Source organism: Burkholderia sp. BCC1998, from assembly GCF_905339875.1.
Taxonomy (GTDB): domain Bacteria; phylum Pseudomonadota; class Gammaproteobacteria; order Burkholderiales; family Burkholderiaceae; genus Burkholderia.
In genome coordinates, this window is sequence record NZ_CAJPHE010000013.1 from 139,730 (window position 1) to 152,565 (window position 12,836).

Here is a 12,836-nt window from a genome sequence, read left to right on the forward strand (position 1 = left end):
CGATGGCTGCCAGGCGCTGCCGCGCGCGTGCCGGGTACGGTGCGTGCCGGCACGGCCGTTGCATGGCCGGCGACGCTCGCCGCGAAGCGCGGCGGCCCGCTGCACGCCGACCACCTGCGTTTTCGCAAGCAGGCCGGCACGCCGTGCGCACTCCATTGCTTCGTGCTCGACTGTTCGGCGTCGATGCTGTCGCACGAGCGGCTCGCGCTCGCGAAAGGGCTGATCGTCGCGTACTTCGACCAGGCCGCGCGCGACCGTGTCGAAACCGCGCTGATCTGCTTCGGCGGCAACGGCGCCGCGCGACGCTTCGGCCCGGCCGTGCCGCGCTGGTGGAATGCGCGCTGGCTCGAGCCGGTGGACGGCGGCGGCGGCACGCCGCTTGCGGACGGCATCGCGGCCGCCGCGCACTTGCTCGCCCGCGCCGCACGGCGCACGCCGGACCAGCAGCGCTGGCTGTGGGTGCTGTCCGACGGACGCACGCGCGAAATACCGCCGAAACCGGCGGCCGCCGATCACGTCGTGTTCGTCGATTTCGACGATGCAGCGGTGCGCATCGGGCAGGGCAGGCGGCTCGCCGATGCATGGGGGGCGCAATGGATGACGGCCGCGTCGCTGTGCCCAGGGCTGGCCGGCTGATCCGGTGATCGGGCGCGCGGGCCGGGCGGGTCGATTGCCGGCGCTGCGCTATGATCGCCGTTTCTACTCACCGGAATGCCTGCCATGCAAGTACTCGTCGATGCCGACGCGTGTCCCGCCGTCATCAAGGACATGCTGTTTCGCGCCGCGCGTCGTGCCGAGATCTGCGTGACGCTGGTCGCGAACCAGTTCCTGCGCACGCCGCCGTCGCCGTTCATCAAGGCGCTGCAGGTGCCGGCCGGCTTCGACGTGGCCGATGCGCGGATCGTCGAGCTCGCGGCAGCCGGCGATCTCGTGATCACCGCCGACATCCCGCTGGCCGCCGCCGTCCTCGACAAGGGCGCGCATGCGCTCGACCCGCGCGGCAACTGGTTCAGCCGCGAGAACATCGAGGAGCGTCTGTCGACGCGCGCGATGATGGATCAGCTGCGCAGCGCGGGCATCGACACGGGCGGGCCGGCTCCGTTCAGCGCACGCGACGGCAAGGCGTTCGCGTCGCAGCTCGACCGGTTCCTCGCACGCCACGGCAAGCCCTGACCCATCAGGCCCCACGGGTCGGTCGTGCGATACGCCACCGGTTTCGCGTCGAACCGTCCGCTACGGCAGAATACGGATGCTGCCCCGGCATCGATGTCGTGGCGCGAACGACCCACCGGAGGGCATGGATGTCACCGACTCAACTTCTCGTTCCAACGTTCACCCAGATGCTGCGCGCGCAATCCGCGTGGCTCGACAAGGCCGTGGCACACCGGCAGGCCGCCGGCGACGCGCCCGATGCGGTGCTCGCACTGAAGCTCGCACCCGACATGTATCCGCTTGCGGCGCAGGTGCGGTTCTCGTGTTTCCAGGCGATGGAACCCGTCTACCGGCTGCGCGGCGAACCGCTGCCGGACGCGCTGCTGGCGTTGCGGGAAGCCGGCTGGCATGCCGATGCGCAGCCCGGCACGCTGGGCGACGCGCAGGGCATCCTCGCCGGCACGATCGCGTTCCTCGGCGAACTCGCGCCCGACGCACTCGACGGTGGCGCCGCGCTGCCGATCGCGCTCGCACTGCCGAACGGTATCGCGTTCGACATGACGGGCGAGCAGTACGTGCGCGACTGGGCGCTGCCGCAGTTCTATTTTCATTCGATCGCTGCGTACGCGATCCTGCGCCATCACGGCGTCGAGCTGGGCAAGGCCGACTACGTGCCGCACATGCTGGCCTACGTGCGGCCCGGCACGATTCCGCAGGGTTGAACGGTCGAGCGGACGATCCCGCCGCCGCGCACCGGCATGACACGCGCCCTGTTCATCTGCAGCCGCAATCGGCTGCGCAGCCCGACGGCCGAGGCGGTGTTCGCCGCGGGGCCGGGCGTCGAAACCGACTCCGCGGGCCTCGCGCCCGACGCGGAAACGCGTCTGTCCGCGGAACAGCTCGAATGGGCCGAGATCGTGTTCGTGATGGAACGCGCGCACCAGGCGAAGCTGCACGCCCGATTCGGCGCCCGGCTGAAGCAAAAGAAGATCGTCTGTCTCGACATCCCCGATCGCTACGCCTACATGCAGCCCGAGCTGGTCGCACTGCTCGAGCGCAAGGCCGGGCCATTGCTGCGCGCGTGAGCCGCGCGGGCCGGTTCAGCGCGAGCGAAGCGGGCCGTCCGCGAGCGCGGAAAAGCGGTCGAGGTGCAGCAGCTCGATGATCTTGCGGGTCGGCACGCTCGCACGCAGCGTCTCCAGCCGCTCGACGTCGAACCACTTGCAGCGCGCGATCTCGTTGCTCGCGCGTGGCGTCAGGTGTTTCGGCACGTCGGCCACGAACACGTGATGGAGCTTCGTGAGGCCGCCGAACTGCACCGCGTAGTCGAGCGCGAGCCCCTCCAGCCGCGTTTCCTCCGCCAGTTCCCGCTGCGCGGCCTCCAGCGGCGTCTCGCCGCGCCGGATCGTGCCGCCCGGCAGCGACCAGCGCGCCGCGGTACGGGCGACCAGCAGCACGCTGCTGCGCTGGCGGCACACGATCGTGGCGCGTTCCTTGATGCTGACGACGGTATCCGGCCCGGTATTCATGTTCGGCAAAACAAAACAGGTGCTCAATCGTGGAGGGAAATGCACGTCGGCCGATCGCCGGGCACGACGGCATGCAAGCCGCCGCGCCGATCATACCGGCCGTTCGTGACAGTTCCGTGCGTTGCCGCGCGCAACGCGGATCACGTCACGCGTGCGTGTCGATCCCCGCGCGCGGCGGCTTTCCGGACCGCCCGTGGCGCTGCTTGTGGACGGCACGCCGATGGTGATGCGGCGGCGTCACGTGCGGGCGCACCGGCGCGGGTCGTGCCACCGGCGCGGCGGCCCGCGGCTGTAATTGTCCCTCGCCAAAATGGAAGGTCTGGGTTTGCGCGCGGGCGACGCCCAGCGTCGACGCCAGCAAGATGGCCGCGAGCAGCATGCGTTTCATGAAATCTCCATCTTTCTTCAGTTGAGCACCGTCCGCCAGCTTAGCGAATCGCGGCCCGGCGCGGCAACCGGCCGGCGTTCGGTGTCGCCCCACTTGCGGCCGGCCGCGTTCTCGGCGCGGCCGCCGGGGCATCTCCGGCTTGACAACTAAATTCGTGAGTGTGAATATAAATTCACACACAAGAATTATTCTTCGAGTCCGGACAACCGTACCGTCGCTGTCGGCACGGCGGAACCGGCGGTCCGATCAACCGGAAGCAGGAGCGAGACGCATGGCGGAACTGAAGCAGCAGGGCGCGTTGGCGGGGTTGCGCATCATCGATCTGTCGCGGGTGCTGGGCGGCCCGTACGCGACGCAGATCCTCGCCGACCACGGCGCGGAGGTGATCAAGGTCGAACCGCCGTCGGGCGACGAGACGCGCACCTGGGGGCCGCCGTTCGACGGCGACACGGCGTCGTATTTCCTCGGCGTGAACCGCAACAAGCTCGGCATCGCGCTCGACCTGACGCAGCCGGCGGATCGCGAGCGGCTGCTCGGCCTGCTCGAGCACGCCGATGCGCTGGTCGAGAACTTCAAGATCGGCACGATGGAGCGCTGGGGCCTCGGCTTCGACACGCTGCACGCGCGCTTTCCGCGCCTCGTCCATTGCCGCGTGTCGGGCTTCGGCGCGGACGGCCCGCTCGGCGGCCTGCCCGGCTACGACGCGGCCGTGCAGGCGCTGGCCGGGCTGATGAGCGTGAACGGCGAGGCGGGCGGCGCGCCGCTGCGCGTCGGCGTGCCGATCGTCGATCTCGTCACCGGGCTGAACGCGGCGCTCGGCGTGCTGATGGCGCTGCGCGAACGCGATGCGAGCGGGCGCGGCCAGTTCGTCGAAGCGACGCTGTTCGACTGCGCGCTGTCGATCCTGCATCCGCATACGCCGAATTTCTTCCATTCCGGGAAGGCGCCGGCGCGCACCGGCAACGCGCATCCGAACATCACGCCGTACGACAGTTTTCCGACCGCGAGCGTCGACATCTTTCTCGCGGTCGGCAACAACGGGCAGTTCGCCGCGCTGTGCGACGTGCTCGGCACGCGCGACTGGCCCGCCGATCCGCGCTTCGCCGACAACCGCGCGCGCAGCGCGAACCGCGCCGCGTTGCGCGCGCTGCTCGAAACGGCGCTGGCCGCGCACGACGGCGCGGCACTCGCCGAGCAGCTGATGCGCCGCGGCGTGCCGTGCGCGCCGGTGCTCGGGCTCGATGCGGCGCTCGACCATCCGCACGTCGCGCATCGGCAGATGAAGGTCGAACTGGGCCGGCATCGCGGCATCGCGTCGCCGATCAAGCTCGGCCGCACACCGGCCACGTACCGGCGGCCGCCGCCGGCGCTGAACGAACACGCGGCACAGGTGTTTGCCGAGGATGCATGCGACGCCGGCCACGGCAACGACGCCAACGACAACGCCGGCCGCACGCGCCGCAACTGACACGCGTGGCGGCCGGCGGCCGTGCGAAGGCGCCCCCGACGCCGCAGCACGCCCGCACGCCGCTTCGGACATCGCGCCGCACCGCGCCCGACGCGCGCCGGCGCCAGAGGAGACACATCATGCTCGCATGGATCGGCGCGATCGCGATCGTCGCGCTGTTCGGCCTGATCATCACGAAGCGGCTGTCGCCGCTCGTCGCACTGATCGTCGTGCCGGTGGCCGCGTCGCTCGCGGCCGGCTTCGGACTCTCGACCGGCACGTTCATCGTGCGCGGCGTGCAGAACATCGGCCCGATCGCCGGGATGTTCGTTTTTGCGATTCTATTTTTCGGAATCCTCACCGATGCGGGGATGCTCGACCCGATCATCGCGGGCGTGCTGCGCGTGATCGGCTGCCATCCGCCGCGCATCGTGACGGGCTCGGCGCTGCTCGCGCTGCTGATCCACCTGGACGGCTCGGGCGCCGTCACGTTTCTCGTCACGCTGCCCGCGATGATGCCGCTCTATACGCGGCTCGGCATGGACCGGCGGATTCTCGCGTGCGTCGCGTCGATGGCGGCCGGGGTCAACTTCCTGCCATGGGTCGGGCCGATGCTGCGCGCGTCGGCGGCCTTGCACATTCCCGGCTCGGCGATCTTCATGCCGATGATCCCGGTGCAGATCGTCGGGCTCGCGTTCGTGTTCGGCACCGCCTACGTGCTCGGCGTGCGCGAGGCCAAGCGGCTCGGGCTCGATCGCGCCGGCGCGGCGTCGCTCGCGGTCGCGCCGCGCGAGCTGACCGACGCCGAGCGCGCGTTGCGCCGGCCCGGCCGCTTCCGGATCAACCTGGCGCTGACGCTCGTCGTGCTCGGCACGCTGGTGTCGGGCATCGTCGACCCGATGGTGATGTTCATGCTCGGCACGGTCGCCGCGCTCGTCATCAACTATCCGGACGTGCAGGCGCAGCGCGAGCGGATCGACGCGCACGCGAAGGCCGCGCTGATGATGGCGAGCGTGCTGCTCGCGGCCGGCGCGTTCACCGGGATCATGTCCGGCACCGGGATGCTGAAGGCGATGGCCGAGGTCGTCGTCGCGCACGTGCCGGTCGAGCATGCGCGCCACATGCCGTTCGTGCTCGGCCTGCTGTCGATGCCGCTCAGCCTGCTGTTCGATCCCGATTCGTTCTACTTCGGCGTGCTGCCGGTGCTCGCGGAAAGCGCGAAGCTGCTCGGCGTGCCGCCGATCCAGATGGCGCAGGCCGCGCTGCTCGGCCAGATGACCACCGGGTTCCCGGTCAGTCCGCTCACGCCCGCGACGTTCCTGATCGTCGGCCTGACCGGCGTCGAGCTGGCCGAGCACCAGAAGTTCACGATCCCGTTCCTGTTCGCCGCCACCGTGCTGATGGTCTTCGCCGCGGTCGTGGCGGGCGTGTTTCCGTTGTGAGCGTCCGCGTGCCTGTCGCGCCGCGCCGGCCGCCACCGACGCGCCTCGAAGCCCGGTGTCGTCTCGAGCGCGGCGCGGCCGTTCACGTTTTCCTGGAGAGCAATCCATGCAGTTCGACCTGACCGACGACCAGCGCGCGATCGAAAGCGCGATCGAGAAAATCTGCGAACGCTTCGGCGACGACTACTGGCTCGAGCGCGACCGCGCGGGCGGATTTCCGTCCGACTTTCACGCGGCGCTCGCCGAGGCCGGCTGGCTCGGCATCGCGATGGATCCGGCCCACGGCGGCGCCGGTCTCGGGATGACCGAGGCCGCGCTGATGATGCGCGCGATCAGCGCGTCGGGCGCCGGCCTGTCGGGTGCCTCGGCCGTCCACATGAACATCTTCGGGCTGAACCCGGTGCAGGTGTTCGGCAACGACGCGCAGAAGGCGCGCTTCCTGCCGCCGCTGATCGCCGGGCGCGACAAGGCCTGCTTCGCGGTGACCGAGCCCGACGCCGGCCTCGACACGACGCACCTGAGCACGCAGGCGCGCCGCGACGGCGACCACTACGTGCTGAGCGGCCGCAAGATCTGGATCTCGACCGCGCAGGTCGCGAACAAGATGCTGATCATCGCGCGCACGACGCCGCTCGACCAGGTCGCGAAGCCGACCGACGGCTTGAGCCTGTTCTACACCGACCTCGACCGTGCGCGCGTCGAGGTGCGCGAGATCGAGAAAATGGGCCGCAAGGCCGTCGATTCGAACATGCTGTTCATCGACAACCTGCGCGTGCCGCGCGACGACCTGATCGGCAACGAAGGCGACGGCTTCCGCTACCTGCTGCACGGGCTGAACCCCGAGCGGATCCTGATCGCCGCCGAGGCGATCGGCCTCGGTCAGGCCGCGCTGCGACGCGCGACGCAGTATGCGTGCGAGCGCGTCGTATTCGGCCGGCCGATCGGGCAGAACCAGTCGATCCAGCATCCGCTCGCGCAGGCGTGGATGCAGCTCGAGGCCGCGTGGCTGATGGTGATGAAGGCCGCGACGCGCTACGACGCGGGGCAGCCGTGTGGCGCGGAGGCGAACGCCGCGAAGTACCTCGGCGCGGAAGCCGCGTTCCAGGCGTGCCAGACGGCGATCGCGACGCACGGCGGGATGGGCTATGCGAAGGAATACCATGTCGAGCGCTACCTGCGCGAGTGTATGATTCCGAGGCTCGCGCCCGTGAGTCCGCAACTGATCCTGTGCTACATCGCGGAGAAGGTGCTCGGGCTGCCGAAGTCGTACTGACACGCGGCGGCTCGCCCGGCGCGCGTTTCCCGTTCCGAATCAAGCGCTCGTCATGGACGTCAAACTCGTTGCCCGCACGCTCGATCTCTTCGAGCTGTTCGCCGCCGAACGGCGGCCGCTGCCGCTCACCGAACTCGCGCGCCTGCTCAACGTGCCGGCGTCGAGCTGCCTGGCGATGGCGCGCACGCTCGTGAGCCGCGGCTATCTGTACGAGGTGCGCAAGCGCGGCGGCTACTATCCGACGCGGCGCCTGCAGACGATCGCCGCCGCGATCGACGCGACCGATCCCGTCGTCGACATCGTGCATCCGCATCTCGTCGCGCTGCGCGACGCGAGCCGCGAGACGGCCGTGCTCGGCAAGATCCAGGGCGCGTCGGTCACGTATCTCGACGTCGTCGAGTCGGAGCAGGCGATCCGCTATACGCGCCAGCCGGGCGAGCTGCGCCCGCTGCATGCGAACTCGATCGGCAAGGCGATCTTCGCGGAACTCGCGAGCGATGCGCAGCAGGCGCTCGGCGCGCAGTTGTCGTTCGAGCGCTTCACCGATGCGACGGTGGCCGACCTGCCGGCGCTCGTCGCGCAAACCGCGCGGTTTCGCGAACTCGGCTGGGCCGAGAACTTCGGCGAGAGCGCGCCCGAGCTGTCGGCGATCGCGGTCGCGCTGACGCTCGACGGCGACTGGTACGGGCTGTCGGTCGTCGGGCCGACCGAGCGGATCCGCCAGCATCGCGACACGCATGCAGCGCTGCTGGTCGATGCGAAGGCGCGGCTGCTGGCCGAGCAGGGGCGCGGGTAGCAAAGGCCGCGAAGCGGGGCGGGGCGCTTGCTTCGCTTCGCGTCTCGTTCACCGCAATGCCAGATGCCGGATAGCGGATAGCGACCGGGAACGGCCGCATCGCATCACGTGCCGGTACGCCGCTCGCCGTCGAGCGTCCCGAAGGTCGCTGCGAACGCGAACGGCTGCTGCGCGATATCCGGGCAGCTCGACGCCCGAACCACGCCACCGCCCCGGCCGGCAAGGCTGGACTGTGGCTCAATCCGCATCGAAGTTCAGCGATACCAGCGCGGCGTATACACCCACTCACGCCCGTCGCCGATCGCGAAACGCCGCGTCGTCGACGAACCGACGATCACCATCGTGCGCATGTCGACCTGATCGCTGCGCAGCGCGCCGAGCGTCGTCGTCGCGAGCGTCGCGCCGGGCCGGCCGATGTCGCGGCCGAGCACGACGACCGTGTCGGCCGCGCGGTGCGCGCGCACCACATCGAGCGCACGATCGAGCTGCCACGGCCGAGCACGCGAGATCGGGTTGTAGAACGCCATCACCAGATCGGCTTGCGCCGCATGCCGCAGGCGCATCTCGATCACGTCCCACGGCTTCAGGTTGTCCGACAGCGAGATCGCGCAGAAATCGTGGCCGAGCGGCGCGCCGGCTTGCGCGGCGGTCGCGAGCGATGCCGATACGCCGGGTTCGATGCGCAGTTCGACCGCGGCCCAGCGCGGATCGCGCGCTTCGTCGAGGGCTTCGAGCACGGCCGCGGCCATCGCGAACACGCCCGGATCGCCCGACGACACGACCGCGACGCGCCGGCCCTCGGCTGCCAGTTCGAACGCATGGCGCGCACGCTGCATTTCCTCGCGATTGTCGGTGCCGTGCACGCGCTGCTCCGCGCGGAACGGGCCGGCCATCGTCACGTAGGTCGTATAGCCGAGGATGTCGGTGGCGTCCGCGAGCGCGCTGCGCGCCGCGGGCGTGAGCCATGCAGCGTCGCCGGGGCCGAGGCCGAGCACCGTCAGGCGGCCGCGTGCACGGCCGAGCGTGGCGGGATCGACGGGCTCGGCAGCGACCGCGCACGCGAGGCCATCGGTCGCTGCGCGCAGCGTATGCGCGACGCGCAACGTGCGGGCGAGCAGGGCGGCGGCGGCGGTGTTGCCAGCGCGGGCCTTATCGCCTTCGCCTTCGCCTTCGCCATCACCATCGCCATCACCATCGCCTTCGCTATCACCATCGACTTCGACATCGCCTTCGGCAAAGCGCAGCGGCACGTCCAGCGTCCGTGCAGCGGCTTCGACCCGTGCATCGCCGAGCAACGTCGCCGGTGCGACGAGCGCGGCAAGCGCCAGCCGCGCGAGGCCGTGCGTGTCGAGCAGCGCGTCGATGCGTTCGGCAAGCGACGGCGCCGCATCGGCCCGCACGCCGCGCGCATCGACGCCGACCACCACGCTGCGCGGATGGATCACGAGTTCGTCGCGCGCGCCGCGCCACGCATCGGGCGTCACGCGGATCGCATGCGCGGCCGCGTCGTCGCGCGGCAGCGCGACGTCGTCGAGCCACGGCGCCGCGCCGTCGACGCGCGTGGCCGCGCCCGCGAGCAGGTCGGACACGAAGCGCTTGCCTTGCTGGAGATCGGCGAGCGCATAGCCGTCGGGCGGGTTGAGCACGCATGCGCCGAAGCGCAGTTCGCCGCTCGTGGTGATCGCCGGCGCGACGCCGAGGCATTCGGCGATTTCGCGTGCGATCACGTTGACGCCCGTCAGCCCGCCGAGCAGCGGCACGACGGCCGACCCGTCTTCCGCGACCGCGAGCACCGGCGGTTCGACACCCTTGTCGGCGAGTGCCGGCGCGACGCAACGGATCACGATGCCGGCCGCGCACAGCGCGACGATCGGCAAGCCGCGCGCGTAGAGTTCGCGCAGGTGCGCGCCGAGTTCGTCGAACGGCACGTCGGCCTCGACGCGCGACGCGAGCCCGTGCACGGCGGCCCCCGGATAACGCGCCTGGATGCGCCGCGCGGTATCGAGCGCGCCCGCGCCGAGAATCACGATCGCGGGCGGGGTCGTCATCCTTGCCATTTTTCCCCCGGGACGACGAGCAGCGAGAAATACGGCGACGCCATCGGATCGACTTCGTCGAGCGGCACGATGCGCTGGGCCGCCATCGTCGCGCGCTCGACGTACAGCGCGCGCTTCGCGAGCCCCAGTTCGTCGAGCACGCGCCGCACCTTGTCGAAGTTGCGGCCGAGCTTCATCACGACGGCCGCGTCGGCTTGCGCGAGCCGCGCGCGCAATTCGTCCTCCGGCAGCACGCCGGACAGCACCGACAGGCTCTGGTTGCGATAGACGAGCGGCTGGCCGAGCACGGCCGTGCCGCCGAGCATCGCGCACACGCCCGGGATCACTTCGGTGTCGTAGCGCGGCGCGAGGCGATCGTGCAGGTACATGTACGACCCGTAGAAGAACGGGTCGCCTTCGCAGATCACCGCGACGTCGCGCCCGGCGTCGAGATGCGACGCGACGATCTCGGCCGCCGTGTCGTAGAAGTCGGCGATCACGGTCTCGTAGCAAAGCGGCGGCGCCAGCGCCTCGGTCGTCACCGGATAGACGAGCGGCAATTGCGTCTGCGCGTCGCGCAGGTGCGCCTCGACGATTCCGTACGCATTGCCCTTCTTGCCCTTCGCGACGAAATACGCGACCACCGGCGCGGCCTGCAGCACGCGCAGCGCCTTGATCGTCATCAGTTCAGGATCGCCGGGGCCGACGCCGACCCCGAACAGGCGTCCGCGCGGGGCCGTCATTCGGCCTCCGTCGCGAGTGCGTTGACCGCGGCAGCCGCCATCGCGCTGCCGCCGCGCCGGCCGAGCAGCGCGACGTACGGCACGCCGCGGCTGTCGGCGTCGAGGGCCGCCTTCGATTCGGCCGCGCCGATGAAGCCGACCGGAAAGCCGAGGATCAGCGCTGGGCGCGGCGCACCGGCGTCGATCATGTCGAGCAGGTGGAACAGCGCGGTCGGCGCATTGCCGATCACGACGACGCTGCCGGCCAGATGCGGGCGCCACAGTTCGAGCGCCGCGGCCGAGCGTGTGTTGCCGAGATGCCGCGCGAGGTCGGGCACTTCCGGTTCGCCGAGCGTGCAGATCACGCGATTGCCGGCCGGCAGCCGCGCGCGCGTGATGCCTTCGGCAACCATCTTCGCGTCGCACAGGATCGGCGCGCCGGCCGCGAGCGCCATACGGCCCGCCGTGCCGGCGCCGGCCGAGAAGCGCAGGTCGTAGGTGACATCGACCATCCCGCACGCGTGGATCACGCGCACCGCGAGTTTCTCGAGATCGGGCGGAACCTGCGACAGGTCGGCCTCGGCGCGGATCGTCGCGAACGACTGGCGGTAGATTTCCTGCCCGTCGCGAATGTAGTCAAGCATCGGTGGTGTCCTGGCTGTGGCGCGCGCCCGTCAGTCGGGCCGCGGCCTGGTCAATCGTCAGATGGCGCGCGAGCGGGGCGCCGAGGCCCGCGGCGGCGTCGCGCCGGTAAAGGTCGTAGCGCGCGGGCGCGACCGCGACGAGCGTATGCGTCGCGGGGTGCGGCAGCGCACAGTGGCGCTCGCAGCCGGTCAGGTGCACGTCGACCGGATGGCCGACGCGCGCGGCCAGCGCGAGCGCATCGCGTTTCGTATCGGCGCGCGACTTCGCGCAGCCCGCGCTGCCGGTGCAGGCGACCAGCGCCGCCAGCGGGTCGGATGTCGTGCACACGAGCCCGAGCGACGCGAGCGCGTCGAGCACGGCCGGCGCACGTTCGTGCCGCACGCCGTGCACGAACACGCCTTGCCACGGCGTCATCGACAGTGTGCCGTCGCCGTCGGCGTCGGCCAGTGCCGCGAGCCGTTCCAGTTGCGACGCGTCGAGCCGGCCGAGCACGAACTGCGCGCCGACGCTGCAGCGATCCGCGTCGCGCGACGGCCGTGCGCCGAAACGCAGCGCGGCATCCGCTTGCGTGCGCCGCCAGCCGGCCAGTGCCGGATCGGCTTCGAGCGGGAACGGTACGTAATGCTGCGCACGCTCGCGCAACGCGCGTGCTCCGCCGGTCGCGAGCCACGCGCGCATCCGCGTGACGTCGGTCGGCGCGAGATCGAGGAACGCCAGCAGCAACGCGCGCACGAGCGCGACGGTCTGGTCCGGCGCCACGTCGAACGCGGCGGGCGGATCGCCGGGCGCGACCGGCGGACAGCCGGCCAGGCCCGCGGCGATGCGGACCGCGCCGTCGCCGCGACGCCACGCGGCGAGCCAGATGTCGTGCGGATGATCGAGCGCCGCGACCGATTCGCCGCCGTCGAGCTGGATCGAGAATTTCGGCGACAGTTCGCCGCGGCGCGGCTCGTGCGTCAGCATGTCGAGCAGCGCAAGCGCGAGTGCGCGGCTGTCGAGCAGCGCGTCGGGATCGCGCCCCGCAAGCGGGCTGAGCATCAGGTTGCGGACGTCGTCGCTTGCGGCGAGCGCGGCGCGGTCGTCAGCGGCCTCGCCCGCGTTGATGCGTGGGCCCAGGCCCGCGTCGAGCAACGCGTCGACCAGCGTATCGGCCGTGCCGTCGCGAATGCCGCGCAGCTGGAGATTCGCGCGATTGGTCGCGTCGATCGCGCCGGAGCCGCAGGCACGCGCGACGGCGGCGATCGCGCGCGCCTGCCGCGCGTCGAGCCGGCCGCCCGGCAGCTTGATCCGGCACAGCCCGCCGTCGGCGGCCGCGACGACGCGCACGAGCCCCGGGCAAGCCGAAGGGCGCACGACGGGCGAAGCAGGATTCGAATCGGGGGCGGATCTCAACGGGATACCGGGAC

The 12,836-nt window shown here is 70.9% G+C and carries 14 protein-coding genes; 8 read left to right on the top strand and 6 right to left on the bottom strand.

Features of this window, described 5'->3' with window-relative positions:
* The first annotated feature begins 27 nt into the window (after positions 1-27).
* The 4 genes from U5A56_RS22405 to U5A56_RS22420 all read left to right on the top strand — a co-directional run bounded on the left by U5A56_RS22405 (position 28) and on the right by U5A56_RS22420 (position 2,237).
* Positions 28-636: a vWA domain-containing protein gene (locus U5A56_RS22405; RefSeq protein WP_321924625.1), complete on the top strand. Its 609-nt coding sequence runs from the start codon at positions 28-30 to the stop codon at positions 634-636.
* Positions 637-720: 84 nt separating this feature from the next.
* Positions 721-1,173, top strand: coding sequence for a YaiI/YqxD family protein (locus U5A56_RS22410; RefSeq protein WP_044843557.1), 453 nt, complete (start codon positions 721-723; stop codon positions 1,171-1,173).
* 128 nt (positions 1,174-1,301) lie between these two features.
* Positions 1,302-1,874 carry a DUF1993 family protein gene (locus U5A56_RS22415; RefSeq protein WP_124485500.1) on the top strand — a complete coding sequence of 191 codons (573 nt, stop codon included), beginning with the start codon at positions 1,302-1,304 and terminating at the stop codon, positions 1,872-1,874.
* Between the two features lie 36 nt (positions 1,875-1,910).
* Positions 1,911-2,237, top strand: a complete 327-nt coding sequence (locus tag U5A56_RS22420) for a low molecular weight protein tyrosine phosphatase family protein (protein ID WP_321924628.1) — start codon at positions 1,911-1,913, stop codon at positions 2,235-2,237.
* 15 nt (positions 2,238-2,252) lie between these two features.
* On the opposite strand, the gene U5A56_RS22425 is transcribed toward U5A56_RS22420, so the two are convergent.
* Together U5A56_RS22425 and U5A56_RS22430 are read right to left on the bottom strand one after the other, a co-directional pair.
* Positions 2,253-2,681 (bottom strand): NUDIX hydrolase, encoded by a 429-nt coding sequence (locus U5A56_RS22425; RefSeq protein ID WP_124520781.1) that lies wholly within the window; start codon positions 2,679-2,681, stop codon positions 2,253-2,255.
* A gap of 145 nt (positions 2,682-2,826) precedes the next feature.
* Positions 2,827-3,069 carry a hypothetical protein gene (locus U5A56_RS22430; protein WP_321799590.1) on the bottom strand — a complete coding sequence of 81 codons (243 nt, stop codon included), beginning with the start codon at positions 3,067-3,069 and terminating at the stop codon, positions 2,827-2,829.
* Between the two features lie 271 nt (positions 3,070-3,340).
* Between U5A56_RS22430 and U5A56_RS22435 the strand changes: the two genes are divergently transcribed.
* The 4 genes from U5A56_RS22435 (at position 3,341) to U5A56_RS22450 (ending at position 8,027) form a co-directional block, all read left to right on the top strand.
* Positions 3,341-4,537 (top strand): CaiB/BaiF CoA transferase family protein, encoded by a 1,197-nt coding sequence (locus U5A56_RS22435; protein ID WP_257773200.1) that lies wholly within the window; start codon positions 3,341-3,343, stop codon positions 4,535-4,537.
* Between the two features lie 119 nt (positions 4,538-4,656).
* On the top strand, positions 4,657-5,958 hold the full coding sequence (locus tag U5A56_RS22440; RefSeq protein ID WP_257773201.1) for a CitMHS family transporter: 1,302 nt from the start codon (positions 4,657-4,659) through the stop codon (positions 5,956-5,958).
* Positions 5,959-6,064: 106 nt separating this feature from the next.
* Positions 6,065-7,231, top strand: coding sequence for an acyl-CoA dehydrogenase family protein (locus tag U5A56_RS22445; protein WP_321924632.1), 1,167 nt, complete (start codon positions 6,065-6,067; stop codon positions 7,229-7,231).
* Positions 7,232-7,283: 52 nt separating this feature from the next.
* Positions 7,284-8,027 (top strand): IclR family transcriptional regulator, encoded by a 744-nt coding sequence (locus U5A56_RS22450; protein WP_124485494.1) that lies wholly within the window; start codon positions 7,284-7,286, stop codon positions 8,025-8,027.
* Positions 8,028-8,281: 254 nt separating this feature from the next.
* On the opposite strand, the gene cobJ is transcribed toward U5A56_RS22450, so the two are convergent.
* The 4 genes from cobJ to cobG are packed head-to-tail and all read right to left on the bottom strand — an operon-like array spanning position 8,282 to position 12,783.
* The gene (gene cobJ, locus U5A56_RS22455; RefSeq protein WP_321924634.1) at positions 8,282-10,075 is read right to left on the bottom strand and encodes a precorrin-3B C(17)-methyltransferase; all 1,794 of its coding nucleotides are present in this window, start codon (positions 10,073-10,075) and stop codon (positions 8,282-8,284) included.
* Positions 10,072-10,806 carry a precorrin-2 C(20)-methyltransferase gene (locus tag U5A56_RS22460; protein ID WP_044843548.1) on the bottom strand — a complete coding sequence of 245 codons (735 nt, stop codon included), beginning with the start codon at positions 10,804-10,806 and terminating at the stop codon, positions 10,072-10,074. Before U5A56_RS22460 ends, cobJ begins: the two co-directional genes overlap by 4 nt.
* Positions 10,803-11,429, bottom strand: coding sequence for a precorrin-8X methylmutase (locus tag U5A56_RS22465; protein ID WP_044843547.1), 627 nt, complete (start codon positions 11,427-11,429; stop codon positions 10,803-10,805). Before U5A56_RS22465 ends, U5A56_RS22460 begins: the two co-directional genes overlap by 4 nt.
* Entirely contained in the window at positions 11,422-12,783 is a 1,362-nt protein-coding gene (gene cobG, locus U5A56_RS22470) for a precorrin-3B synthase (RefSeq protein ID WP_321924706.1), read from the bottom strand. Before cobG ends, U5A56_RS22465 begins: the two co-directional genes overlap by 8 nt.
* Positions 12,784-12,836 lie beyond the last annotated feature (53 nt).